The 24,450-nt window shown below is 73.7% G+C and carries 22 protein-coding genes; 13 read left to right on the plus strand and 9 right to left on the minus strand.

All coding sequences use genetic code 11. The features are described 5' to 3' along the window. Positions 1-1,394 (plus strand): hypothetical protein (locus tag GA0115242_RS40710; protein WP_107461405.1); only part of this gene is annotated, 1,394 nt, incomplete at its 5' end. Between the two features lie 94 nt (positions 1,395-1,488). Here the strand turns inward: GA0115242_RS40710 and GA0115242_RS12820 are convergent. Continuing rightward, a complete protein-coding gene (locus GA0115242_RS12820; RefSeq protein ID WP_093827773.1) occupies positions 1,489-1,845 on the minus strand; it encodes an iron-sulfur cluster assembly accessory protein in 357 nt (118 codons plus the stop codon). Positions 1,846-2,162: 317 nt separating this feature from the next. Between GA0115242_RS12820 and nadA the strand changes: the two genes are divergently transcribed. Beyond that, positions 2,163-3,347, plus strand: a complete 1,185-nt coding sequence (gene nadA / locus GA0115242_RS12830; protein ID WP_093827777.1) for a quinolinate synthase NadA — start codon at positions 2,163-2,165, stop codon at positions 3,345-3,347. Between the two features lie 95 nt (positions 3,348-3,442). Here nadA and GA0115242_RS12835 read toward each other — a convergent pair whose 3' ends face one another. From GA0115242_RS12835 to GA0115242_RS12855, 5 genes are all read right to left on the minus strand, one after another. Next, a complete protein-coding gene (locus GA0115242_RS12835; protein ID WP_093827811.1) occupies positions 3,443-6,550 on the minus strand; it encodes an efflux RND transporter permease subunit in 3,108 nt (1,035 codons plus the stop codon). 144 nt (positions 6,551-6,694) lie between these two features. Next, entirely contained in the window at positions 6,695-7,378 is a 684-nt protein-coding gene (locus tag GA0115242_RS12840; protein ID WP_093827779.1) for a response regulator, read from the minus strand. Next, complete coding sequence (locus tag GA0115242_RS12845; protein WP_093827781.1) at positions 7,375-8,610, minus strand: sensor histidine kinase; 1,236 nt, start codon at positions 8,608-8,610, stop codon at positions 7,375-7,377. The genes GA0115242_RS12840 and GA0115242_RS12845 overlap by 4 nt, the downstream gene beginning before the upstream one ends. 153 nt (positions 8,611-8,763) lie before the next feature. Next, positions 8,764-9,042 carry a PspA-associated protein PspAA gene (locus GA0115242_RS12850; protein ID WP_093827813.1) on the minus strand — a complete coding sequence of 93 codons (279 nt, stop codon included), beginning with the start codon at positions 9,040-9,042 and terminating at the stop codon, positions 8,764-8,766. A 32-nt stretch (positions 9,043-9,074) separates the two neighbouring features. Further along, positions 9,075-9,872, minus strand: a complete 798-nt coding sequence (locus GA0115242_RS12855) for a PspA/IM30 family protein (RefSeq protein WP_093827783.1) — start codon at positions 9,870-9,872, stop codon at positions 9,075-9,077. Between the two features lie 248 nt (positions 9,873-10,120). On the opposite strand from GA0115242_RS12855, the gene GA0115242_RS12860 reads away from it, so the two are divergent. The 3 genes from GA0115242_RS12860 (at position 10,121) to GA0115242_RS12870 (ending at position 12,696) form a co-directional block, all read left to right on the plus strand. After that, positions 10,121-10,759 (plus strand): DUF3043 domain-containing protein, encoded by a 639-nt coding sequence (locus GA0115242_RS12860; RefSeq protein ID WP_093827785.1) that lies wholly within the window; start codon positions 10,121-10,123, stop codon positions 10,757-10,759. A gap of 83 nt (positions 10,760-10,842) precedes the next feature. Then, complete coding sequence (locus GA0115242_RS12865) at positions 10,843-11,544, plus strand: class I SAM-dependent methyltransferase (protein WP_093827787.1); 702 nt, start codon at positions 10,843-10,845, stop codon at positions 11,542-11,544. 72 nt (positions 11,545-11,616) lie between these two features. After that, positions 11,617-12,696 (plus strand): S1C family serine protease, encoded by a 1,080-nt coding sequence (locus GA0115242_RS12870; protein WP_093827789.1) that lies wholly within the window; start codon positions 11,617-11,619, stop codon positions 12,694-12,696. A gap of 50 nt (positions 12,697-12,746) precedes the next feature. Here GA0115242_RS12870 and GA0115242_RS12875 read toward each other — a convergent pair whose 3' ends face one another. Further along, positions 12,747-12,971, minus strand: coding sequence for a hypothetical protein (locus tag GA0115242_RS12875; RefSeq protein ID WP_093827791.1), 225 nt, complete (start codon positions 12,969-12,971; stop codon positions 12,747-12,749). Between the two features lie 113 nt (positions 12,972-13,084). On the opposite strand from GA0115242_RS12875, the gene GA0115242_RS12880 reads away from it, so the two are divergent. Beyond that, positions 13,085-14,293, plus strand: coding sequence for a bifunctional adenosylcobinamide kinase/adenosylcobinamide-phosphate guanylyltransferase (locus GA0115242_RS12880; protein ID WP_161353118.1), 1,209 nt, complete (start codon positions 13,085-13,087; stop codon positions 14,291-14,293). Here GA0115242_RS12880 and GA0115242_RS12885 read toward each other — a convergent pair. Continuing rightward, positions 14,282-14,812 (minus strand): methyltransferase domain-containing protein, encoded by a 531-nt coding sequence (locus GA0115242_RS12885; protein WP_256089420.1) that lies wholly within the window; start codon positions 14,810-14,812, stop codon positions 14,282-14,284. The two genes, GA0115242_RS12880 and GA0115242_RS12885, sit on opposite strands and share 12 nt — an antisense overlap. 413 nt (positions 14,813-15,225) lie before the next feature. Between GA0115242_RS12885 and cobT the strand changes: the two genes are divergently transcribed. From cobT to GA0115242_RS40715, 3 genes are all read left to right on the plus strand, one after another. Beyond that, positions 15,226-16,368 (plus strand): nicotinate-nucleotide--dimethylbenzimidazole phosphoribosyltransferase, encoded by a 1,143-nt coding sequence (gene cobT, locus GA0115242_RS12890; RefSeq protein WP_093827797.1) that lies wholly within the window; start codon positions 15,226-15,228, stop codon positions 16,366-16,368. 81 nt (positions 16,369-16,449) lie between these two features. Beyond that, positions 16,450-18,186, plus strand: a complete 1,737-nt coding sequence (locus GA0115242_RS12895; protein WP_093827799.1) for a phosphatidylglycerol lysyltransferase domain-containing protein — start codon at positions 16,450-16,452, stop codon at positions 18,184-18,186. Next, the gene (locus GA0115242_RS40715; RefSeq protein ID WP_161353120.1) at positions 18,183-18,899 is read left to right on the plus strand and encodes a hypothetical protein; all 717 of its coding nucleotides are present in this window, start codon (positions 18,183-18,185) and stop codon (positions 18,897-18,899) included. The genes GA0115242_RS12895 and GA0115242_RS40715 overlap by 4 nt, the downstream gene beginning before the upstream one ends. Here GA0115242_RS40715 and GA0115242_RS12905 read toward each other — a convergent pair. Continuing rightward, complete coding sequence (locus GA0115242_RS12905) at positions 18,836-19,603, minus strand: hypothetical protein (protein ID WP_093827801.1); 768 nt, start codon at positions 19,601-19,603, stop codon at positions 18,836-18,838. The two genes, GA0115242_RS40715 and GA0115242_RS12905, sit on opposite strands and share 64 nt — an antisense overlap. Positions 19,604-19,663: 60 nt before the next feature. On the opposite strand from GA0115242_RS12905, the gene GA0115242_RS12910 reads away from it, so the two are divergent. From GA0115242_RS12910 to GA0115242_RS12925, 4 genes are all read left to right on the plus strand, one after another. Then, positions 19,664-20,461 (plus strand): adenosylcobinamide-GDP ribazoletransferase, encoded by a 798-nt coding sequence (locus tag GA0115242_RS12910; RefSeq protein WP_093827803.1) that lies wholly within the window; start codon positions 19,664-19,666, stop codon positions 20,459-20,461. 448 nt (positions 20,462-20,909) lie between these two features. Then, positions 20,910-22,421: a leucyl aminopeptidase gene (locus GA0115242_RS12915; protein ID WP_093827805.1), complete on the plus strand. Its 1,512-nt coding sequence runs from the start codon at positions 20,910-20,912 to the stop codon at positions 22,419-22,421. Between the two features lie 238 nt (positions 22,422-22,659). Next, positions 22,660-24,048 carry a dihydrolipoyl dehydrogenase gene (lpdA, locus tag GA0115242_RS12920; RefSeq protein ID WP_093827807.1) on the plus strand — a complete coding sequence of 463 codons (1,389 nt, stop codon included), beginning with the start codon at positions 22,660-22,662 and terminating at the stop codon, positions 24,046-24,048. A gap of 73 nt (positions 24,049-24,121) precedes the next feature. Beyond that, positions 24,122-24,450 (plus strand): biotin/lipoyl-containing protein (locus GA0115242_RS12925; protein ID WP_305133891.1); only part of this gene is annotated, 329 nt, incomplete at its 3' end.

Raw genomic sequence — 24,450 nt, forward strand, 5'->3', positions numbered from 1 at the left:
CCGCCGTGCTGCTGGTCGGCGGGGGCGGGGCGTACCTCGCCTCGTCGGTCGCCGGGGACGACCCCGTGCCCGCCGGGTCGGGCGGGGACGCCGCTCCGCCGCCGAAGCTCGCGCTCGACGGGTACGCGGGCGGCGGCGGGGGCGACTCGCGCGGCATCGCGGCCGGGGAGCCGAACCCGTACGGCGCGCACTACCGCGCGGACGGGGATCTGCCCACCGGTCCCGCGTCGGCGCCGGTCTACCGGGCGACGGGCGAGGTGACCGAGGCGGAGGTCGCCCGGCTGGCGAAGGCGCTCGGTCTCGACGGGACGCCGGTGGCGCGGGGGCAGTCCTGGCAGGTCGGGTCGGCGAAGGACGGCGCGGGCCCTGACCTGACGGTGGACAGAGCCGCGCCCGGGACCTGGTCCTTCCACCGGTACGCCGTCGGCTCGGACGCCTGCGGTTCCGCCGCGCGCTGCGCCACCGAGCCCTCGGACGGGGCCGCCGAACCGGTCGGGCAGGCCGCGGCGCGCAAGGCCGCCGCCCCGGTCCTGAAGGCGATCGGGCAGGACGGCGCGAAGCTCGACGCCGGGCAGGTGACGGGCGCCCAGCGGGTGGTGAACGCCGATCCGGTCGTCGGCGGGCTGCCCACCTTCGGCTGGACGACCGGGCTCACGGTCGGCGCGAACGGTGAACTCGTGGGCGGCACAGGCCGGTTGAAGGCGCCGGTGGCGGGGGCCGACTACCCGGTGCTGGGCGCGGCGGAGACGCTGGCACTGATGAACGAGGCGCCGGTGACCGACCACCGGATGGGCGTCGGCGGGTGCGCGAGCGCCGTCCCGCTCAAGGACCGGCTGGAGCAGCCGTGCGGGAGCGGCACCGGTACCGGCACCGGGACGTCCGGCTCGGCGGCGGGCGGGACGGTGACGGTCGGGGACGCCGAGTTCGGGCTCGCCCTGCGCACCCGGCAGGGGCAGCCGCTGCTGGTGCCGTCCTGGCTGTTCGAGGTGCGGGGCACGGACGGGCGCGACGGCTACACGGTGGCCCACCCCGCCGTCGACCCGGCGTATCTGACGTCGCCCTCGGCGCCGTCGCAGGAGCCGACCGCGGGCGGCTCGGCGGGCCCGCGCGACGTGCGGGTGGACGGGTACCGGGCCGACGGCCGGGAGCTGACCGTGGGCTTCACCGGCGGGGTGTGCGCCGACTACACGGCGACGGCCGAGGAGAGCGACGGCGCGGTGACGGTGACGGTGACCGAGAAGCCCTGGAAGGGGAAGGTCTGCGTGATGATCGCCAAGGAGATGCGGCAGAAGGTGACGCTGGACGCGCCGCTCGGCGACCGGAAGGTCGTGGGCACCGGCGGCGCGGGTGTCGCGCCGCTGAAGGGGGACGCGCGGACGTCCGGCACGCGGTGACCCCGGACGCCGTCGGACGGCCGACGGCGCTCCGGACGCGACGGAGGCGGCGACCCGGTGGGGGTCGCCGCCTCCGTCGCGCGCGCGGGACGGTTCAGCTGAAGGAGTCGCCGCAGGCGCAGGAGCCCGTCGCGTTCGGGTTGTCGATCGTGAAGCCCTGCTTCTCGATGGTGTCGACGAAGTCGATGGAGGCGCCGCCCAGGTAGGGGGCGCTCATGCGGTCGGTGACGACCTTGACGCCGCCGAAGTCCTTCACCACGTCGCCGTCGAGCGAGCGCTCGTCGAAGAACAGCTGGTAGCGCAGACCGGAGCAGCCGCCGGGCTGGACGGCGACCCGCAGGGCGAGGTCCTCGCGGCCTTCCTGGTCGAGCAGGGCCTTGACCTTCGCCGCGGCGGCGTCGGACAGGATGATGCCGTCGGTGACGGTGCTGGTCTCGTCCGATACGGACATCTACATCTCTCCCGGGTTGTACGGAGACTGCTTGCCGACCTGGTCAACCGCCGGGGCCGCCGATTCATTCCGCGCGGTGCGCGGGTCTCCGCGGTGCGTTTGCCTTCTCGGCCGTCTCTTCATGCTCGCACACACCCGGGGAAGCGAACAGCGACCTCCGGCCGCGCGGACGGCCGCCGGGATTCACGTCACATGGACGTTATCGCCGTCGTCAAAGTGACGTGAAGCGGATATGATAGATAGCGTCATTTCGACGAGAAGTGCCGCCGCTCCGACCTCCCGGACCGGCGGGCCGCAGAACAGAAAGGGTGCGTGTCGTGACCACCGCCCAGCCCCAGGAGCTCGACGTACAGCCGACGCCCCTCGCCCTGCTGCTCCTCGGCCGCGAGGCCGACCCGCGGAGCGAGCGCGGCGTCGAGTGCCCCGGCGACCTGCCCTCGCCGTCCGACCCCGACCTGGTGGCGCGCGCCCGCGCGGCAAAGGAGCGGCTCGGCGACAAGGTGTTCGTGCTGGGCCACCACTACCAGCGCGACGAGGTCATCCAGTTCGCGGACGTGACGGGTGACTCGTTCAAGCTGGCCCGGGACGCGGCGGCGCGGCCGGAGGCCGAGTACATCGTGTTCTGCGGCGTGCACTTCATGGCGGAGTCCGCGGACATCCTCACCGGCGACGACCAGAAGGTCGTCCTGCCGGACCTCGCGGCGGGCTGCTCGATGGCCGACATGGCCACCGCCGAGCAGGTCGCCGAGTGCTGGGACGTGCTGACCGAGGCCGGGATAGCCGAGCGGGTCGTGCCCGTCTCGTACATGAACTCCTCCGCCGACATCAAGGCGTTCACCGGCAGGCACGGCGGCACCATCTGCACCTCGTCCAACGCCGAACGGGCCCTGGAGTGGGCCTTCGAGCAGGGCGACAAGGTGCTGTTCCTGCCCGACCAGCACCTCGGCCGCAACACCGCCGTGCGGGACCTCGGGATGTCCCTGGAGGACTGCGTCCTCTACAACCCGCACAAACCCAACGGCGGCCTCACCGCAGAGCAGTTGCGCGACGCGCGGATGATCCTGTGGCGCGGCCACTGCTCGGTGCACGGCCGCTTCAGCCTGGAGTCCGTGGAGGACGTGCGCGCCCGCATCCCCGGCGTCAACGTCCTGGTGCACCCGGAGTGCCGCCACGAGGTCGTCGCGGCGGCCGACCAGGTCGGTTCGACGGAGTACATCATCAAGGCGCTGGAGGCCGCGCCCGCCGGGTCCAAGTGGGCCATCGGGACCGAGCTGAACCTGGTGCGCAGGCTCGCGAACCGGTTCGCGCCGGAGGGCAAGGAGATCGTCTTCCTGGACCGCACGGTCTGCTTCTGCTCCACCATGAACCGCATCGACCTGCCCCACCTGGTGTGGACCCTGGAGTCGCTGGCCGACGGCAAGCTGGTCAACCGCATCGAGGTGGACCCGGAGACCGAGCGGTACGCGAAGCTCGCCCTGGAGCGGATGCTCGCCCTGCCGTAGGCGCCCCGCACGGACCGAGGCCCCGCCCGCGACGCTCTCGGCGTCGGGGGCGGGGCCTCGGTCGCTCCCGCGTACGGCGGTGCGGCGGGCGCGCGTCAGACGTTCGCGGGCTCCCGCACCTCGGGCTCGGCGGCCCGCTTCTCCCGCTTGGCCGCGCGCTTGGCGGCGCGGCGCTCCTTGCGCAGCTCCAGCATCGCGTACAGCGTCGGGACCAGCAGCAGGGTCAGCAGCGTCGACGTGACCAGACCGCCGATCACCACCACCGCGAGCGGCTGGGCGATGAAGCCGCCCTCGCCGGTGACGCCGAGCGCCATCGGGAGCAGGGCGAAGATGGTCGCCAGGGCCGTCATCAGGATGGGGCGCAGCCGGTGCCTGCCGCCCTCGACGACCGCCTCGACGATCCCGTAGCCGTCCTTGCGGTACTGGTTGATCAGGTCGATCAGGACGATCGCGTTGGTCACCACGATGCCGATCAGCATCAGCATGCCGATCATCGCCGGGACGCCCATCGGGGTGCCGGTGACGAGCAGCAGGCCGATCGCGCCGGTGGCCGCGAACGGCACCGACACCAGCAGGATCAGCGGCTGGGCGAGCGAGCGGAACGTCGCGACCAGGAGCATGAAGACGATCGCGATCGCGGCGAGCATCGCGAGGCCCAGGTTCTTGAACGCGTCGTCCTGGTCCTGCGAGACACCGCCGATGGAGGCGGTGGCGCCCGCGGGCAGCTTCAGCGCGTCGAGCTCGGTCGTGAGGTCCTGGCTGACCGCGCCGGTGTTGTCGCCGGTCGGCCGGGCGGTGATGGTGGCCGCGCGCTGGCCGTCGATGCGGGTCATGGAGACCGGCCCGTCGACGACCTTCACGGTGGCGATGTCACCGAGCTTGACCGGGCCCAGCGGCAGCTCCTTGAGCTGCTGGAGGGTGGTCGCCGGCTTGGCGGAGACGATGAGGACGTCCCGTTCGGTGTCGCCCAGGGTCGCCTTGCCCGCCATGGTGCCCCTGACCGCCTGGGCGACGGCGGCGCCGAGCGTCTGGTCGTCGAAACCGGCGGCCGCGGCACGGGAGTTGGCCTTGACGGAGATGCGCGGCACGCTCTGCGACAGGTTGCTGGTGACGTCGGTGACGTCGTCGAGTCCGGCGACCGCGGTACGGACCTGCTCGGCCGCCCGGCGCAGGGTGGCGCTGTCGGCCGCCTTCACGACCACGCTGAGGTCCTGGCTGCCGAAGCCGTCACCGGCGGAGACCGTGGTGGTGCCGATGCCGGAGAGCTTCTCCAGACCGGACTCGATGCTGTCCTGGACGTCCGCGGAGGAGGCGCTGTCGTCCAGCATCACCTGGTAGGACGCCTGGTTGGTGTCGGTGCCGCCGCCGAAGGCCGCCATGAAGCCGGACGAGCCGATCGTCACCTGGTAGTTCTTGACGCCCTTGGTGCCGGCGAGCAGCTTCTCGACCTTCTTGGCCTGCGCGTCGGTGGCGGCCAGGCTGGTGCCGGGCTTCAGCGTCTGCTTGACGCTGAGGACCTCCTGCTCGCCCTGGTCGAAGAAGTTCGTCTTCAGCAGCGGCGCCATGCCGAACGTGCCGATCAGGACGACGGCCGCGATGACGACGCTGGTGAGGCGGCGGCGGGTCGCGAAGCGCAGCACGGGGACGTAGACGCGCTGGAGGCGGCTCCTGGCCTCCTTCTCCTCGGCGAGCCTGCGGGCCTCGTCGGCGTCGGCCGGGGTGCCCTTCGGGGCGCGCAGGAACCAGTACGACAGCACCGGCACGACCGTCAGCGACACCAGCAGCGACGCCAGCAGGGCCGCCGTCACGGTGAGGCTGAAGGAGCCGAACAGCTCGCCCACCATGCCGCCGACCAGGCCGATCGGCAGGAAGACGGCGACCGTGGTGAGCGTCGAGGACGTCACCGCGCCGGCCACCTCGCGGACCGCCTTGAGGATGGCCTCCTCGCGCTCCTCGCCGTAGCCGAGGTGACGCTTGATGTTCTCCAGGACCACGATCGAGTCGTCGACGACCCGGCCGATCGCGATGGTCAGGGCGCCCAGCGTCAGCATGTTCAGGGAGAGGTCGCGCGTCCACAGCACGATCAGCGCGAGCACGACGGAGAGCGGGATGCTGACGGCGGTGACCAGGGTGGAGCGGATCGACGCCAGGAAGACCAGGATGACCAGGACCGCGAAGAGCAGGCCGAGGCCGCCCTCGGTGGTCAGACCGCTGATCGCCTTGGAGACCGCGGGACCCTGGTCGCTGACGACCGTGATCCTTGCCCCGGAGCCCAGGTCCTTGCGCAGGTCGGGGAGCTTGTCCTCGACGGCCTTGGAGATCGCGACGGCGCTGCCGTCGTGGTCCATGGTGACCATCACGGCGAGGCTGGGCCTGCCGTCGGTGCGGGTGAGGGAGGTGGCGGTGGCCTGCCGCTGCTCGACCGTGGCGACGTCCGCCAGGCGGACCGGCTTGTCGACGCCGGGGCCGCCCACCATGAGGTCCTTGATCTGCCGCAGCGAGGTGTAGCCGCCGCCGATCTGGACCGTGCGGTTGGCGCCGCCCTCGTCGAAGGAACCGCCGGTGACGGTCGCGCCGCCGGCCTGGAGTGCCTGCGCGAGGGCCTGCGTGGTGAGCCCGGCCTTGGCGAGCTTCGCGTCGTCGGGGGTGACGGCGACCTGGAGGTCACGCACGCCGTCGACGGTGACCTGGGCGACGCCGTCGACGCCCTTCAGCGTCTGGACGACCGTGCGGTCGAGCTGGGCCGCGAGGGCCTGCTGGTCGCGGTCGGAGGTGACGGCGAGGACGACGGTCGGGATGTCGTCCGTGGAGCCCGCCACGACCTGCGGGTCGACGCCGTCCGGGAGTTGCGCGCGGGCCCGGTTGACGGCCTGCTGCACGTCGGCGACGAGCTGCTTGGTGTCGTTGCCGAAGTCGAAGGACGCCATGATCAGGGCGTTGCCCTCGCTGGCGGTCGAGGTGACGCCGGAAATGCCGTCGACCGCTTCGAGGTTGCTCTCGATCGGCTCGACGACCTGCTTCTCGACGACGTCGGGTGAGGCGCCCTGGTAGGGCGCTATCACGGAGACCATCGGGAGTTCGATGGAGGGCAGCAGCTGCTGCTTCAGCTGAGGTATCGCGATCGCGCCGAAGACGAGCGCGACGAGCGAGATCAGCCCGATCAACGCCCGTTGCGCGAGGCTGAAGCGGGACAACCCTGACAGAGGGCTCATGGCTCTGGATCTCTCCTCTGGAAGCGGCAGAAGTGGCCACCTACACCCTGTGCCATGGCTGTGCCGGGTTCCGTAGCTCCCAGGTCCAGTTCCTTATCCGGCGCCTACTCCGCCCGCAGTACGGCCGGGTCGGGGTCACTCCACCCTCGGGCGGACCAGCCCCGACTCGTAGGCGACGACGACCAGCTGGGCCCGGTCGCGGGCGCCCAGCTTGGCCATGGCCCGGTTCACGTGCGTCTTGACGGTCAGCGGGCTCACCGCGAGCCGCTCGGCGATCTCGTCGTTCGAGTGCCCGCCCGCCACCTGCACCAGCACCTCGCGCTCGCGCACCGTCAGCGCGTCCAGCCGCCGCGCGCGGGCCGGGTCGCGGCCGTCGTCGGACGGGTCGCCCTGCGCCAGGAAGCGGGCGATCAGGCCCTTGGTCGCGGCCGGGGAGAGCAGCGCCTCGCCACCGGCCGCGATCCGGATGGCCGCCAGCAGCTCCTCCGGTTCGCTGCCCTTGCCGAGGAACCCGGAGGCGCCCGCGCGCAGCGCCTGCACCACGTAGTCGTCGACCTCGAACGTCGTCAGGATGACCACCCTGACCTGGGCGAGGGACGCGTCGGCGCTGATCATCCGGGTGGCGGCGAGGCCGTCGGTGCCGGGCATCCTGATGTCCATCAGGACGACGTCGGCGCGCTGTTCACCGGCCAGCCGCACCGCCTCGGCGCCGTCGGCTGCCTCCCCGACGACCTCCATGTCGGGCTCCGAGTCGACCAGCACCCGGAAGGCGCTGCGCAACAGGGCCTGGTCGTCGGCGAGCAGGACACGGATGGTCATACGGGTTCTCCCCTGGCGGCCGTGCGGGTCTCGACCGGAAGGATCGCATGGACCCGGAAGCCGCCCCCGTAGCGGGGACCGGTGGTGAGGGTGCCGCGCAGCGCGGTGACCCGCTCGCGCATGCCGAGCAGCCCGTGCCCGCCGGAGTCGGGGACGTGCTGGGCGCCGGGGCCGTCGTCCAGGACGGTGATCTCGATGTCGGGGCCGACCCGGACGACGCTCACCTCGGCGGCGGCCCCGGTGCCCGCGTGCTTCTGCACGTTGGTGAGGGCCTCCTGGATGACCCGGTAGGCGGCCAGGTCGACGGCGGCGGGCAGCGTGGTGTCCTGGTCGGCGCGGGCCAGCTCCACCCGCAGGCCCGCGCTGCGGAAGGTGCCGAGGAGTTCGTCGAGGCGGTCGAGGCCGGGCGCCGGTTCGGTGGGCGCCTCGGGGTCCCCGGACTGGCGCAGCAGGCCGACGGTGGCGCGCAGTTCGCTGAGCGCGGAGCGGCCCGCCTCCCGGACGTGCGCGAGGGCCTCCTTGGCCTGGTCGGGCCGCCGGTCCATGACGTGCGCGGCGACCCCGGCCTGCACGTTGACCAGGGCGATGTGGTGGGCGACGACGTCGTGCAGGTCGCGGGCGATGCGCAGCCGCTCCTCGGCGACCCGGCGCAGCGCCTCCTCCTCGCGGGTGCGTTCGGCGCGTTCGGCGCGGTCGCGGATGGCCTGCACGACGGCGCGGCGGCTGCGGACGGCGTCGCCCGCGGTGGCGCCGATGCCGGTCCAGGCGAAGATCGCCAGGTTCTCCTGGGCGTACCAGGGCAGCGGGCCCGCGAGCATCGAGGCGCCGGTCAGCACGGTCATGGTGAGCAGGCCGAGGCGGACCGCGGTGACCCGGTCGGTGGTGGCGGCGACCGTGTAGAGGGCGATCACGGCGGACATCGCGACGGGCGCGCGGGGGTCGCCGACGACGCTCTCGACCAGCGCGAGGGAGCCGGTGACGGCGAGGACGGTGCGGGGCGCGCGGCGGCGGAAGACGAGGGCGGCGGCGCCGAGCACGATGAGGACCAGGGCGAGCGGGTTGGGGGTGCGCACGGCCCAGGAGACGGTGCTGCCGCCCTCGGGGCCGCGGGTGTGGGTGTCGACGAAGGTCCCGGCGACCATGCAGGCGAGGACGCCGAGAGCCAGGGCCGCGTCGAGCGCCAGGGGGTGGGCGACGACGTGGCGGCGGGCTCGGTGCAGGGTGCTGCTCACGGGTGAACAGTACGGCGCGCAGCGGTGGGACGGGGGTGGAGGAGAACGGACGCCGAGGGGCGCACCGGTGACGGACGCCGGGGGTGGCGCGGTGGGTCCGCCGGGCGCCGGGTGTCCGGGGGGGGGGCGGGCGGGACCGGTGCCGGGCGGGTGTCAGCCGGGGATCAGGCCGTCGTCGCCGAGCATGCCGCGGACCTCGTCCAGGGTGGCGTCCGGGGACGGGAGGATGAGGTCGGAGGGGGCGAGGGAGTCGTCGGGGACCGGGGTGCCCAGGTCCCTGACCTTGTCGAGGAGCGCCTGGAGGGTGCGGCGGAAGGCGGCGTCGTCGCCGGACTCCACCTCCGCCAGCAGCTCGTCGTCGAGCACGTTCAGCTCGGTGAAGTGGCTCCCCGCCAGCCTCACCTGCCCCTCCCCCATGATCCGTACGATCATGTCGCCCATCTCGGCCTCCTAGGCGTGGACCCTCACTGCTTGTCGAAGCGCGGGGTGTCCTGCGGCTGCTGCTGGGGGTTCTGCTGTCCGGAGCCGCCCTCGATCGCCTGCTGCTGCGACGACGGACCGCCGGCCAGCTCCGCCTTCATCCGCTGGAGCTCCAGCTCCACATCCGTACCACCGGAGAGCTGGTCCAGCTCGGCCTGGATGTCGTCCTTGCGCATGCCGGTGGGGTCGTCGAGGGCACCGGAGGCGAGCAGCTCGTCGATCGCCCCGGCCCGCGCCTGGAGCTGCGCCGTCTTGTCCTCGGCGCGCTGGATGGCCAGGCCGACGTCGCCCATCTCCTCGGAGATGCCGGAGAACGCCTCGCCGATGCGGGTCTGCGCCTGGGCCGCGGTGTAGGTGGCCTTGATGGTCTCCTTCTTGGTGCGGAAGGCGTCCACCTTGGCCTGGAGGCGCTGCGCCGCGAGGGTGAGCTTCTCCTCCTCGCCCTGGAGGGTGGCGTGCTGCGTCTCCAGGTCGGTGACCTGCTGCTGGAGGGCGGCACGGCGGGAGAGCGCCTCGCGGGCGAGGTCCTCCCGGCCCAGCGCGAGGGCCTTGCGGCCCTGGTCCTCCAGCTTGGAGGACTGGCCCTGGAGCTGGTTGAGCTGGAGCTCCAGGCGCTTGCGGGAGGTCGCCACGTCGGCGACGCCCCTGCGGACCTTCTGGAGCAGCTCAAGCTGCTTCTGGTACGAGTAATCGAGGGTTTCGCGAGGGTCCTCGGCCCGGTCAAGGGCCTTGTTCGCCTTCGCGCGGAAGATCATCCCCATACGCTTCATGACACCGCTCATGGGCTTCGCGCGCCCCCTTCTGACGGACTCAAGCTCCAGCTCTGCGACAAGACCCACAGTACGGGCCCCACATCCATTGACGCACTGTTCGGGGCAGGATGCGCTCATCCCCAAGGACGACTGCCTCCGCTTCCGGTCCGGCGTAGGGAGTAGGTGGCCCCCGGGGGTACCCGGTGCCGGAAGCGGGCGCGACGTCCGGTCTGTCCCCTTAGAGGACGACTGGTGTTGCCGGATCGTTCCCCGCGGGGCTGGGGTCCAACCCCGGACACCCCGTACCCTTGGGTTTTGTGTTCCGTAGCCGCGCCAAGGAAGAGAAGGCCGCGGGCGTCGTCAAGGCGCCGCCGTCCGACTCCAAGCAGACCCGTGACCCGCAGGCCCCGAAGGGCCGCCCCACGCCCAAGCGCAGTGAGGCCCAGTCCCAGCGCCGCAGCGTCGCCAACACGACGCTGACGCGCAAGGACGCGGCCAAGCGACAGCGCGAGGAGCGCCGTGTCCAGCTGGAGCGGCAGCGCCAGGCGCTGGCCAGCGGCGACGAGCGGTACCTCCCGGTCCGCGACAAGGGTCCGGTGCGCAAGTACGCGCGGGAGTTCATCGACTCGCGGATCAACGTCGCCGAGTTCTTCCTGCCGATGGCCGTGGTCATCCTGGTGCTGAGCATGGTGCGGGTGGGCGCGCTGCAGAGCATCGCGCTGCTGCTGTGGCTGGTCGTGATCGTGCTGATCGTGCTCGACTCGCTCGTCAACGGCATCCGGCTGCGCAAGCGGCTCGCCGAGCGCTTCCCGGACCAGAACCGCCGGGGCGCCGTCGCCTACGCGCTGATGCGCTCGCTCCAGATGCGCCGTCTGCGGCTGCCGAAGCCGCAGGTCAAGCGCGGAGAGCGGCCCTGAGCACGACGTCCTGCGCCGAGGACGCGGCCGGTGAGCGGCCGCCAGGCCCCGGCGGGCTGAGGGACGTCGTACGGCAGGAGCTGGTGACCCGGCAGCTCGACGAGCAGATATCCGGGCGCTTCGCGGTCGGCCGGCGGCTGCGGGTGCTCGACGTGGGCATCGGGCGGGGCGTCCAGGCGCTGCGGCTGGCGCGCGCCGGTCACCAGGTGACCGGGGTGGAGCAGGACCCGGCGATGGTCTCGGCGGCGCGCGAGGCGCTGGCGGCCGAGCCGCGCGGCATCCGGGACCGGGTACGGCTGGTGCAGGGCGACGGCCGGGACACCGGGGTGCACTTCCTGCCGGGCAGTTTCGACGTGGTGCTCTGCCACGGGGTGCTGATGCACGTGGAGGAGCCCGATCCGCTGCTGGCGGGGCTGGCGCGGATGGTCGCGCCCGGCGGGCTGCTGTCGCTGCTGGCCCGCAACGCGGACGCGCTGGCCATGGGTCCGGGGCTCGGCGGCGACTGGGCGGGCGCGCTGGCCGCCTTCGACGCGACGGTCCGCCGCGACCGGCTGGGCCAGGACGTGCGGGCCGACCGGCTGCGGACGCTGACCGCGACCCTGGACGGCATCGGGGCGCCGCTGCACGCCTGGTACGGGGTGCGGGTGTTCACGGACACCGCGGCCGACGACGCGCCCGCGCCGGACGACCTGGAGACGCTGCTGGCCGCCGAGGAGCGGGCCGGGCGGACCGACCCCTACCGCGGGGTGGCGGGGCTGCTGCACCTGTGCGGCGTGCGCGGCTGAGGGGCCTGGCGCGGTGCCCCGTTCGGGCGTCCACCGGGGGCCGGGCGCCGCGGGCGCGGTGAGACTCGGGGCATGGACGCTTCCCGTACCCGTGCCCGCCGGACGTACGTCCCGCTGACCGCCCTGGCCTGCTCGCTCGCGCTGCTGAGCGGCTGTTCGGGGGCCGACACCTCGGCGGACGGCGGGAGGACCACGGCGCAGGCCGCGCAGGCGCTCACCCCGAGGTCGGGGGCCGATCTGCAGAGCGACTACCTGAAGGTCATCAAGGACGTCCTGCCGTCGGTGGTGCAGATCCAGGCGCGCAACGACCTGGGCTCGGGGGTGGTCTTCGACGGCCAGGGTCACATCGTGACCAACGCGCACGTCGTCGGCTCGCAGAAGACGTTCAAGGTGACGACGGCGAACACCGAGGAGACGCTCTCGGCGCGGCTGGTCTCGTCGTATCCGGAGCAGGACCTCGCGGTGGTGAAGCTGGACAAGGTGCCGCACGGGCTGAAGGCGGCGTCGTTCGGGGACTCCGCGAAGGTGGAGGTCGGGCAGATCGTGCTGGCGATGGGGTCCCCGCTGGGGCTCTCGTCGAGCGTGACGGAGGGCATCGTCTCGGCGACCGGGCGGACCGTCACGGAGGGCAGTTCGGGCGGCGGGACGGGCGCGACGATCGGCAACATGGTCCAGACGTCCGCGGCGATCAACCCGGGCAACAGCGGCGGCGCCCTGGTGAACCTCTCCGGGCAGGTCATCGGCATCCCCACGCTCGCCGCCACCGACCCCGACCTCGGGGGCAGCGCGGCGCCCGGCATCGGATTCGCGATCCCGGCGTCGATGGTGAGGACGATCGCCGAGCAGATCGTGAAGGACGGCAAGGTCACCGACTCGGGCCGGGCGGCGCTCGGCATCACGGGCCGGACCGTCGTCGACGACTCCTACCAGGCCGCCGGGGTCGCGGTGGTCGAGGTGAAGGCCGGGGGCGCGGCGGCGAAGGCCGGCATCGAGAGCGGGGACATCGTCGTGGGGCTCGGTTCCACGCCGATCACCACGATCACCTCCCTGTCGGAGGCGCTGGCGGCCGAGAAGCCGGGCGACAAGGTGACGGTGACGTACACCAGGGGCGGCAGCCGCAAGAAGGCGGACGTGACGCTGGGCGAGCAGTGAGCGGGCGGCCGGGGGCGGGCCGGGTGTCCCCCGGCCCGCCCCCGGCGTCCCTAGGAGGACGACGCCGCGTCCTCGCCGTGCAGGCTCATCGGGCCGTAGATCTCCGTGCCGTCCTCGAACAGCCGCACCTGGTCGGCGCCGCCTTCCTTGAGGTCCTTCCAGTACTCACCGATCCAGGACTCGGCGTCGCCCTGGGTGGTGAACTCCTCGGGCTCGACCGCGGGTCGGACCTCCGCCCCGTCGGTCTTCTCGAACCGCCACGTCCATGCCGCCATGTACGCCTCCCGTGTCTGAGCGCCTGCCGAGCGGGAGCCGGATCTTGGTCCCGCTCCCGCCAGCAGACTAGTCGGACGCGCGGCGCCCGCGGGGAGACGCGAAAATCACTTCCGTGGAAGTGACTCTGCTAGGCACCGGCGCCCCCGCGGGCCTGCCCCGCCCCGACTGCCCCTGCGCGGCCTGCGCGACCGCCCTCGGCGGTGACGCGCGCGCGGCCACCGCCCTGCTGGTGGACGGCACCCTGCTGCTCGACCTGACGCCGGGCGCGGCGTTCGCGGCGGCGCGCTCCGGGCACTCGCTCGGCGGGGTGCGGCAGGTGCTGCTGTCCCACCCGCACGACGGCCCCGCGGTCGAGGTGCCCGCCGGGCTGCCGCAGCCGGGCCGGGTGCCGGACGGGCGGGAGCTGGCGCTGCTGACCGGGCACCGGGTGCGGGCGGTGGCGATGGACGCGCCGGGCACCGGGTACGCGGTGACCGGCCCGGACGGGCGGCGGCTGCTGTACCTGCCGCCGGGCGGCGCCCCGGCCGGTCTGGAGAACGGGCACGGCACCACGGAGACGTACGACCTGGTGCTCGTGGACGTGGTGGGGCGCCCGGACGGGCTGGCGAAGCTGCGGGCGGTGGGCGCGGTGGGGCCGACGACGGACGTGGTCGCCGTCCATCTGGACCACGACGTGCCGCCGGGCGCCGAGCTGCGCAGGCGGCTCTCGGCGGACGGGGCACGGGCGGTGGCGGACGGGACGACGCTGGTGGTGGGGGTGTACGAGGACGTGCCCGACGTGCCGCGCAGGACGCTGGTGCTGGGCGGCGCCAGGTCGGGGAAGTCGGTGGAGGCGGAGCGGCGCCTGGAGTCGTTCCCCGGGGTGCTGTACGTGGCGACGGGCGGCACCCGGGGCGGGGACACCGAGTGGGCGTCGCGGGTGTCGGCGCACCGGGAGCGGCGGCCGGGGTCGTGGCGGACCGTGGAGACGTGCGACCTGGTGCCGCTGCTGAAGGACGACGGGCCGCCGCTGCTGATCGACTGCCTGTCGCTGTGGCTGACGGACGCGATGGACGCGGCGGGCGCCTGGGACGACGCGGTGTGGGCGGACGGCGGCGAGCGGGCGCTGCGGACGCGGGTGCGGGAGCTGGTGGCCGCGGTGCGGGCGAGCGGGCGGCCGGTGGTGGCGGTGTCGAACGAGGTGGGTTCGGGGATCGTCCCGGCGACCGCGTCCGGTCGCCGCTACCGGGACGAACTGGGGCGGCTGAACGCGGCGGTGGCCGCGGAGTGCGAGCAGGTGGTGCTGGTGGTGGCCGGTCAGGCGCTGGTGCTACGGGGCTGAGCCGCCCCGGCGGGCGATGATCCGGTAGGCGGCGGGGCGGCCCCGGCCGGGCGGGGTGAGCACCGCGCACCCGGCGGCCTCCAGTGCGGCGGCGAGGTTGGCGCGGGGCGGCAGGTGGAGCGGGGCGGGCCGCTCGCGGGAGGCCGGCAGCAGGGCGGTGAGCGCGGCGAACGGGGCTTCGGGGTCGGGCAGTTCGAGGACGAGCAGGCCGCCGGGGCGCAGCAGGCCGAGGGCGGCGCGCAGTTCGGCGCGCGGGTCGGGGGTGCGGGGCAGGTGGTGGAGCAGGCTGACGACGTCGTAGCGGGCGCGCAGCGGGGCGGTGAGGGTCCGGTCGGTGAGGCGGCCGACGTGGGCCTCCTCCACCCGCTCGGCGGCGCGGGCGCGCACGACGCGGGAGGTGACGTCGAGGCCGTCGAAGGCGGTGTACGGGAAGAACGCCTTGGCGGCGGCCGGGAAGCGGGCGTCGCCTGTGCCGACGTCGAGCCAGCTCTCGGGGTCGTCGCGGAGCAGCCGCAGCACGGCGCGGGCGGTGGCCCGGTGGCGCCGGGGGCGGTCCCGGTCGGCGACCTGTCCGGTGGCGGGGGCCGGGACGGTGCGGAAGACGTGGGCGCAGGCGCGGCAGCGGTCGAGGACGGGGGTGCGGGCGCGCGGGCGCGCGGCGCCGCACCAGGGGCAGTCCGGGCGGGGGGCGGTGGCCGAGCGGGGGTGGCGAGGGGGCGGGCGGTGCGGACATGGGGCGGCTCCCGAGGACGTACGACATTCCGCTGCAAACCGGAACGTATGGGAATCGGGTGCGGCGAGCAACGATGCGGTGCGCTCGTGGTGCCCCTGTGGCGCGGGCCCGGGGCGGGTCGCGCGGGCGCGTCGGCCGCCGGGCGGCCGGGCCGTCCGCGGCACACCCCGGCCCGGCGGGTGCCGGTACTGTTCGGCGAATGAGCTCGCTTAATCTCGACGACTTCACCGATCTGATCGAGCGCCCGGACGGCGGGGTGCGCCGCGACGCCGAGGCACGCAGGGAGCGTCAGGTCGTGCCGCCCGGCGCGCTGGGCCGCCTCGACGACCTGGGCGAGTGGCTGTCCGCGGCGCAGGGCACGGTCCCGGTGCGCCCGGTGGAGCGGCCCCGGGTGGTGCTGTTCGCCGGTGACCACGGGATCGCCGCGCTGGACGTGTCGGCGCACCCGGCGGGCGGCGCCGAGCGGCTGGTGCGGGACGTCCTGGAGGGCGGCCGTCCGGTGTCGGTGCTCGCGCGGCGGCTCGGGGTGCCGGTGCGGGTCGTCGACATGGCGCTCGACTGCGACCCCGCGACGCTGCCCGACGAGGTGGTGCGCCACCGGGTGCGGCGCGGCAGCGGGCGGATCGACATCGAGGACGCGCTGACCCCCGACGAGGCCGAGGCCGCCTTCCGGGCCGGGATCGCGGTGGCCGACGAGGAGGCCGACTCCGGCACCGACCTGGTCGTCCTCGGCGACGTGAGCGTGGGCGGCACCACCGCGGCCGGGGTGCTGGTGGCCGCGCTGTGCGGCACCGACGCCTCCGTGGTGACCGGGCGCGGCGGGCTCGCCATCGACGACCTGGCGTGGATGCGCAAGTGCGCGGCGATCCGGGACGCGCTGGTGCGGGCCCGCCCGGTCCTGGGCGACCAGCTCCAGCTCCTCGCCACGGTGGGCGGCGCCGACCTGGCGGCGATGACCGGCTTCCTGCTGCAGAGCGCGGTGCGCAAGCTGCCGGTGGTCCTGGACGGCGTGGTGACGGCGGCCTGCGCGCTGGTGGCGCAGCGGATCGCGTTCCGGGCGCCGGACTGGTGGCTGGCCGCGCACGACAGCGGCGAGCCGGGCCAGGCGAAGGCGCTGGACCGGATGGCCCTGGAGCCGCTGCTCTCGCACGGGGTGACCGTCGGCGAGGGCGCGGGCGGCCTGCTGGCGCTGCCGCTGGTGCAGGCGGCCGCGGCGCTGGCGGCCGAGCTGCCCGAACTGCCGCCGCCCTACCAGGAGTCCGGGGCCCAAGCCGTGGAGGAGCCCGCGGAAGAGGGCGCCGAGGGCGCGGTGGACCCGGCCGGGGCCCGGACCGCCGAGTAGTCCGAAAGGGCCGAAAGTCGACAGCACCTCAGCCGAAGGTCGGAGGGGTTCGCCGCGCCATCGCCCATATGATCTTTCTCTATGGGAGATGCCCGAATTGCCCCGCGGCGGGCCGCCGCCTTCGCTGTCTGGTACCTGCGGGCCGTCGCGTTCGTCAACTTCCTCAGTGCCGTGTGGGTCTCCCTCGGTCAGGACGTGCGACGGCACAACCAGGAGAACTTCTTCACGCCGTACCTGCTGACCGCGGGCTTCGCGTCCGGGGTCTTCACCGCGTTCCTGGCGATCACCATGCGCCGCCGCAAGCGGGCCGCGTGGATCCTGAACCTGGCGCTGGGCGGGCCGTTCCTCGGCCTGTTCGCCTTCGCCATGGCGTTCCCGGAGATCCGCCAGTACCCGCAGAACTGGATCTCGCTGGTCCTGACGGCCGCCTTCGTCGCCGCCCTGGTCGTGGGCCGCACGGAGTTCTACGCCAAGGGCGACCGCGCCAACCCGCGGCTCGCGGGCGCCGTCGCGCTCGGCGGCACGCTGGCCTGCTCGCTGCTGGCCGCGGTGCTGGTGACGGTCACCAACCAGGCGGCCCACGCGGCGCGTTCGACGTTCCTCGAACGCTGGCACTACGGCACGCTGCGGCTGGTCTCGGTCGCCGCCGACGAGTCGCGCTTCCCCGGCGTCGAGACGCCGAACTGGGTCAACGTCGCCATCAACGTGCTCAGCACGGCCCTGGTGCTGGCCGTCCTGTACGCCGCGTTCCGCTCCCGGCGGGTGGTGGACCCGCTCACCGAGGACGACGAGAAGCGGCTGCGGGTGCTGCTGGAGCGGCAGGGCGAGCGGGACTCGCTGGGCTACTTCGCGCTGCGCCGGGAGAAGAGCGTGGTCTGGTCGCCGACCGGCAAGGCGGCCGTCGCCTACCGGGTGGTGGGCGGGGTGTCGCTGGCCTCGGGCGATCCGATCGGCGACCCCGAGGCGTGGCCGGGCGCGATCGAGCCGTGGCTCGCCGAGGCCCGCGCGCACGGCTGGATCCCGGCCGTGATGGGCGCGGGCGAGGAGGCCGGGACGGTGTACGCGCGGCACGGGCTCGACGCGCTGGAGCTGGGCGACGAGGCGCTGGTCGAGGTCGCCGACTTCACCCTGGAGGGGCGGGCCATGCGCACCGTCCGGCAGGCCTACAACCGGGTCAAGCGGGCCGGGTACACGGTCCGGGTGCGACGTCACGAGGACATCCAGGCCGACGAGCTGGCGTATCTGCTGGAGCGTGCCGACGACTGGCGCGACGGCGCCACCGAGCGCGGGTTCAGCATGGCGCTGGGGCGGCTCGGGGACCCGGAGGACGGGCGCTGCGTGATGCTGGAGTGCCTGGACGCCGAGGGGCGGCTGCGGGCGGTGCTCTCGTTCGTGCCGTGGGGGCCGCACGGCCTCTCGCTCGACCTGATGCGCCGTGACCGGGACTCCGACAACGGCCTGATGGAGTTCATGGTGATCGAACTGCTGCGCCGCGCGGGCGAGATCCAGGTCACGCAGGTCTCGCTCAACTTCGCGATGTTCCGTTCGGTCTTCGAGCGTGGCGCGCGCCTCGGCGCCGGACCGGTGCTGCGGCTGTGGCGGTCGCTGCTCAGCTTCTTCTCCCGCTGGTGGCAGATCGAGTCGCTGTACCGGGCCAACGCCAAGTACCGGCCCATCTGGGAGCCGCGGTTCCTGCTCTTCGAGAAGAGCGCGGACCTGCCGCGCATCGGCATCGCCGCCGCCCGCGCGGAGGGCTTCCTGGAGGCGCCGGGACTGCCGAAGTGGCTGCACCGCAAGCACCTGGAGACCCACAGATGACGACCCTCGCCCGCTGGGCCCGCGCCGAATGGGGACTCCTCTGGGTCACCGTGCGCGAGCCGCTGCTGAAGCGGCGCTGGCGGGCGGTCCCGATGACACTCGGGGCGGTGGCACTGACGGCGGCCATACAGGTCGTCCAGAACCAGTCGTGGGGCTACGGGTTCGTGCAGGACGTGGGGGCCGTGCGGGCGGTCGACCCGCTCTGGCTCGCGCTGCTGCGCACCCCGCTGTCGCTGTTCGTGCCCGCGCTCGACCTGCCGGTGTGGGGGGCGCTGGCGCAGATCCTGCTGGTGTTCGGGATCGCGGAGATCTGCCTCGGCTGGTGGCGCACCCTGGTCATCGCGTACGCGGCGACCCTCGCCGGGACCCTGTACGCGCGGGCGGGCATCGCGCTGGGTCCCGGCACCCCGTTCGGGCTGCCCGGTGCGGACGCGCAGGTGGTGGACACCGGGCCGTCGGCCGCGGTGGTGGGGCTCGCCGTCTTCCTGGGCTGGCGCTACGGCGCCTACGTCACGGCCGGGGCGGTGGTGGCGGCGATGGTGCTGGAGGTCGTCGTCAAGGAGAACCTGGCCGGACGGGAGCATCTCGCGGCGATCGTCACCGTGGGGGCGCTGATCGGGGTCTCGACGCTGCGCAGGCGCCGCAGGGCTCAGCGGGAACGGTTCACCTCGGGGCCGGGACCGGGATCGGGCCGCCCGCCGATCCAGTCCTGAACCCGGCGGCTGGGCCCCGACCAGCGGCGGTCGTGCCGGTAGGCGCGCAGGACGGCGCGGGCGCGGGCGCGCGGGCGGCGCCGGTAGAAGCGGCGGGCCCACGGGGAGCCGGGGCGGGCGAGCCTGATCAGGCCGACGAGGCCGACCAGCGGGACGATCACGCTGAACAGCGCCGTCTTGGTCTTGCCCTTGCTCAGCACGGCCAGCGCGAAGACGAAGTTGACGACGACCGTGGTGATGACGCCGCCCCGGTCCTGGAGTTCGGCCTGCGACATGTCGTTGACGCCGAACGGCGCGAACCCCGACAGCACCAGGCCGACCAGGGCCGCGGTCAGCACCACCACCTCGACGCTCTTGCGGCCCTGCTCGGTCCAGTAGACGTCGTCGAGGTGCAGGATCAGCGCGAACTCGTCGAGGACCAGGCCCGCCCCGGCGCCGAAGACGACCGCGAAGGCCGCCGCGCCGAAGCCGTGCCGCCCGCTGGCGACCGCCCCGAACCCGCCCAGGACGGTGAGGACCACCCCCGGCACCACGTGGTGGATGTGCAGCCCGCCCGCCTTCACGTTGCCGAACGGCCCCCGGCCCGCCCGGATCAGCCGGGTGATGATCCGGGTGATCACGAACGTCAGGACGAAGGCCGCGAGGGCGAGCAGCAGGGGCAGCTTGCCGGGCTCGACGATGTTGCGGTGGAGCCAATGTCCCATGTGCGCACTTTATCCGCGCCCCGCCGCCGTGCCCCGGTCCGCGCCGGATAATCTGCGCCGATGCCCGCACCCTCCGCACCGTCCTGGCCGGACGGCCTCCGCTTCGCCTTCGGCACCCTCACCGTCTTCCCGGTGCGGGTCGCCCGCTGGGACCGGGACGCGGCCCGCGGCGGCATGCTGGCCGCCCCGCTGGCCGGGATCGCGGTCGGCGGCTGCGCCGCGCTGCCCGGGGTGCTGCTGCTCGCGCTGGGCGGCGGCCCGCTCCTCGCCGCCGTCGCCTCGGTCGCCGTACCGGCCGCGCTGACCCGGGGGCTGCACCTGGACGGGCTCGCCGACACCGCCGACGGGCTGGGCAGCGGGAAGCCCGCCGAGGACGCGCTGCGGATCATGAAGCGGTCGGACATCGGCCCGTTCGGCGTGGTCACGCTGGTGCTGGCGCTGCTGGCGCAGGTCGCCGCCGTGTCCCGGGCCTACGAGGGATCGTGGGACCGGGGCGCCCTCACCGTCGTCGTCGCCGCGACCGCGGCCCGGCTCGCGCTCACCCTGGCGGCCAGGTCCGGGGTGCCGGCGGCCCGCCCCGAGGGCCTCGGCGCGGCGGTCGCGGGCGTGGTCCCGGTGGGGCGCGCGGCCTTCGCCGCGGTGCTGGTGACGGCGGCCGCGGCGGCGGCCTGTCTGCCGCTCGGCCCGGTGGGCGCGGTCCGCGCGGCGGCCGGGGTGCTGCTCGCCCTCGCCGCCGCCGAACTCCTGCTGCGGCACTGCCTGCGCCGGTTCGGCGGGGTGACGGGGGACGTCTTCGGCGGGCTCGCGGAGACGGCCGCGACGGTGTGCGCCGCCGTCCTCGCGCTCGGCCCCGCCTGACCGCGCGCCCCCGCCCCGGGGTGGCACGGGGGCGCGTCAACAGGGGCGGCGCCGGACGCCCGGTTCGTACGTCTTCGCCGGTGCGGTCGCGGGCGCCTTCGCTGCGGCGGACACCGGGCCGGCGCCCGGCCGCCGGCCCTCGGAGCGCCGGTGGACGGGCGGCGGACGGCCTCGCGACCGTCCGGCGCACGGGAGCAGGGCGGGCGGGAGAGACGGGCTCCGGGCGGTCGGCGGACGTACTTTCCGATCATCTCCGACGTCCGGTGTGCCACAGGGCGGCGGGGTACCGCACGACGCGCGTAGGCTCGTCCGGAGTGTTCGCCGCACCGGGGAAGGCCCCGCTGAGACCGGATTCAAGTCCAGGTGGAATCGAGGGTCGGCCTCCGGGCCGGTCGACCCACACCGTTCGACTCACGCAACTTCACATCGGAAGCGAGATTTCACCACCGTGACTGCTCTCACTCTCAGCACCGCCGCGGCGCCCGGCCTGCGGGCCGACGCGATCGTCGTCGGTGTCGCCAAGGGCGCCAAGGGCCCGGTCGTCGCACCGGGCGCCGAGGCCGTGGACAAGGCCTACGACGGCCGGCTCGCCGGCGTCCTGGAGACCCTCGGTGCCTCGGGCGCCGAGGGAGAGGTGACCAAGCTGCCCGCGCCGGGCGGCTTCAAGGCCCCGCTCGTGGTGGCGGTGGGCCTGGGCGCCGAGCCCGAGAAGGACGCCGGGTACGCCCCCGAGGCGCTGCGCCGGGCCGCCGGTGTCGCCGCCCGCACCCTGGCCGGCGTCAAGAAGGCCGCCGTCGCCCTGCCGGTCGCCGACGCGACCGACGTCGCCGTCATCGGCGAGGGCCTGCTCCTGGGCGCGTACGCGTTCGACGTCTACAAGGACAACGGCAAGGACGCCAAGGGGCCCCTCGGCGAGGCCGCGCTGCTCGGCGCCAAGCCCCGCGACAAGGAGCACAAGGCGGCGCTGGAGCGCGCCGTCGCCGTCTCCGAGGAGCTGAACCGCGCCCGCGACCTGATCAACACCCCGCCGAACGACCTCACCCCCGAGGCGTTCGCCGCCGTCGCGCAGACGGCCGCCAAGGAGCACGGCCTCAAGGTGCAGGTGCTCGACGTCAAGGCGCTGGAGAAGGGCGGCTACGGCGGCATCCTCGGCGTCGGCGCCGGGTCCGTGGCCGGTCCGCGGCTGGTGAAGCTGTCGTACACCAGCTCCAAGGCCAAGAAGCACCTCGCCTTCGTCGGCAAGGGCATCACCTACGACTCGGGCGGCATCTCGCTCAAGCCCGCCGGGCACAACGAGACGATGAAGTGCGACATGAGCGGCGCCGCGGCGGTCTTCGCGGCCGTCGTCGCCGCCGCGCGGCTGAACCTGGAGGTGAACGTCACCGGCTGGCTCGCGCTCGCCGAGAACATGCCCTCCGGCTCGGCCACCCGCCCCGGTGACGTGCTGCGCATGTACAGCGGCAAGACCGTCGAGGTCCTCAACACGGACGCCGAGGGCCGCCTGGTCCTCGCGGACGCGCTCTGGGCCGCCTCGCAGGAGAAGCCGGACGCGGTCGTCGACGTCGCGACCCTCACCGGCGCCATGATGCTGGCGCTGGGCAGCCGCACCTTCGGCATCATGGCCAACGACGACGCGTTCCGCTCCGCCGTCCACGAGGCGGCCGAGGAGGTCGGCGAGCCCGCCTGGCCGATGCCGCTGCCCGAGCACCTGCGCAAGGGCATGGACTCCCCCACCGCCGACATCGCCAACATGGGGGAGCGGATGGGCAGCGGCCTGGTCGCCGGTCTCTTCCTGCGCGAGTTCGTCGGCGAGGGCATCAGCTGGGCCCACCTGGACATCGCGGGCCCCGCGTTCAACGAGGGCGGCCCGTTCGGGTACACCCCCAAGGGCGGCACCGGCACGGCCGTGCGCACCCTGGTGCGCCTCGCCGAGCTGACCGCCGCGGGCGACCTCGGCTGATCCCCGGGCACGGTCACGGGGCCCCGCGCGCGGGTAGGGCGGGGCCCCGTTCTCGTACCCTCGACCGAACGTGGGACGTCTCACACCCCGGCCCGGCGTCTCTTCCACCTCCGACAAGTGCGAAGATGGGGCTCGGCAGGACAGGGCCCCCATCACAGGGCCGAAGAAAGAGCGGCCGGACACCAGCCGCCGACCGGTCGCCGACGACCGGCGTGGCGCAATGCATGGAGGACGTGACGTGGCGAACGACGCCAGCACCGTTTTCGACCTAGTGATCCTCGGCGGCGGTAGCGGTGGTTACGCCGCGGCCCTGCGCGGGGCCCAGCTGGGCCTGGACGTCGCCCTGATCGAGAAGGACAAGGTCGGCGGTACCTGCCTGCACCGGGGATGCATCCCCACCAAGGCCCTGCTGCACGCGGGCGAGATCGCCGACCAGGCCCGCGAGAGCGAGCAGTTCGGCGTCAAGGCGACCTTCGAGGGCATCGACGTCCCCGCGGTCCACAAGTACAAGGACGGCGTGGTCTCGGGCCTCTACAAGGGCCTCCAGGGACTCATCGCCTCCCGCAAGGTCACCTACATCGAGGGCGAGGGCAGGCTCTCCTCCCCGACCTCCGTCGACGTGAACGGCCAGCGCGTCCAGGGCCGCCACGTCCTGCTGGCGACCGGCTCCGTGCCGAAGTCGCTGCCGGGCCTGGAGATCGACGGCGACCGGATCATCTCCTCCGACCACGCCCTCGTCCTGGACCGCGTGCCGAAGTCCGCGATCATCCTGGGCGGCGGCGTCATCGGCGTCGAGTTCGCCTCGGCGTGGAAGTCCTTCGGCTCGGACGTCACGATCATCGAGGGCCTCAAGCACCTCGCCCCGCTCGAGGACGAGAACTCCTCCAAGCTTCTTGAGCGCGCGTTCCGCAAGCGCGGCATCAAGTTCAACCTGGGCACCTTCTTCTCGAAGGCCGAGTACACCGGCGACGGCGTCAAGGTCACCCTCGCCGACGGCAAGGAGTTCGAGGCCGAGGTGCTCCTGGTGGCCGTCGGCCGCGGCCCGGTCTCGCAGGGCCTGGGCTACGAGGAGCAGGGCGTCGCCATGGACCGCGGCTACGTCCTGGTCGACGAGTACATGCGCACCAACGTCCCGACCGTCTCCGCCGTCGGCGACCTGGTGCCCACGCTCCAGCTCGCGCACGTCGGCTTCGCCGAGGGCATCCTGGTGGCGGAGCGGCTGGCCGGTCTGAAGGCCGTCCCGATCGACTACGACGGCGTTCCCCGGGTGACGTACTGCCACCCCGAGGTCGCCTCCGTCGGCATCACCGAGGCCAAGGCCAAGGAGATCTACGGCGCGGACAAGGTCGTCGCCCTGAAGTACAACCTGGCGGGTAACGGCAAGAGCAAGATCCTCCAGACCGCGGGCGAGATCAAGCTCGTGCAGGTCAAGGACGGTGCCGTGGTCGGCGTCCACATGGTCGGCGACCGCATGGGCGAGCAGGTGGGCGAGGCCCAGCTGATCTACAACTGGGAAGCGCTGCCGGCCGAGGTCGCCCAGCTCATCCACGCCCACCCGACGCAGAACGAGGCGCTCGGCGAGGCCCACCTGGCGCTGGCCGGGAAGCCGCTGCACGCCCACGACTGACCGACCCCCCGGTCCGTACTCCGTCGATCGCGACGACACAGACTTCCGCAATTCGTAAGGAGCAACCGAAACCATGGCGGTTTCCGTAACCCTTCCGGCGCTCGGCGAGAGCGTCACCGAGGGCACTGTCACCCGCTGGCTGAAGGCCGAGGGAGAGCGCGTCGAGGCCGACGAGCCGCTGCTCGAGGTGTCGACCGACAAGGTCGACACCGAGATCCCCTCGCCCGCCGCCGGTGTCCTCGCCTCCATCAAGGTCGCCGAGGACGAGACCGTCGAGGTCGGCGCCGAACTGGCCGTCATCGACGACGGCACGGGCGCCCCCGCCCCGGCCCCCGCCTCCGAGCCCGCCGAGGCTCCGGCCCCCGAGCCCGCCCCGGCGCCCGCCGCCGAGGCCCCGGCTCC

The sequence above is a fragment of the Streptomyces sp. SolWspMP-5a-2 genome (assembly GCF_900091845.1).
Classification (GTDB): Bacteria; Actinomycetota; Actinomycetes; order Streptomycetales; family Streptomycetaceae; genus Streptomyces; species Streptomyces doudnae.

What these genes read in the sequence shown, in the direction of transcription:
- GA0115242_RS12820 (WP_093827773.1), bottom strand. Translation starts at nt 1,845, where the DNA reads ATGTCCGTATCGGACGAGACCAGCACCGTCACCGACGGCATCATCCTG.
- GA0115242_RS12840 (WP_093827779.1), bottom strand. Translation starts at nt 7,378, where the DNA reads ATGACCATCCGTGTCCTGCTCGCCGACGACCAGGCCCTGTTGCGCAGC.
- GA0115242_RS12850 (WP_093827813.1), bottom strand. Translation starts at nt 9,042, where the DNA reads ATGATCGTACGGATCATGGGGGAGGGGCAGGTGAGGCTGGCGGGGAGC.
- GA0115242_RS12855 (WP_093827783.1), bottom strand. Translation starts at nt 9,872, where the DNA reads ATGAGCGGTGTCATGAAGCGTATGGGGATGATCTTCCGCGCGAAGGCG.
- GA0115242_RS12870 (WP_093827789.1), top strand. Translation starts at nt 11,617, where the DNA reads ATGGACGCTTCCCGTACCCGTGCCCGCCGGACGTACGTCCCGCTGACC.
- GA0115242_RS12875 (WP_093827791.1), bottom strand. Translation starts at nt 12,971, where the DNA reads ATGGCGGCATGGACGTGGCGGTTCGAGAAGACCGACGGGGCGGAGGTC.
- cobT (WP_093827797.1), top strand. Translation starts at nt 15,226, where the DNA reads ATGAGCTCGCTTAATCTCGACGACTTCACCGATCTGATCGAGCGCCCG.
- GA0115242_RS12895 (WP_093827799.1), top strand. Translation starts at nt 16,450, where the DNA reads ATGGGAGATGCCCGAATTGCCCCGCGGCGGGCCGCCGCCTTCGCTGTC.
- GA0115242_RS40715 (WP_161353120.1), top strand. Translation starts at nt 18,183, where the DNA reads ATGACGACCCTCGCCCGCTGGGCCCGCGCCGAATGGGGACTCCTCTGG.
- GA0115242_RS12905 (WP_093827801.1), bottom strand. Translation starts at nt 19,603, where the DNA reads ATGGGACATTGGCTCCACCGCAACATCGTCGAGCCCGGCAAGCTGCCC.
- GA0115242_RS12910 (WP_093827803.1), top strand. Translation starts at nt 19,664, where the DNA reads ATGCCCGCACCCTCCGCACCGTCCTGGCCGGACGGCCTCCGCTTCGCC.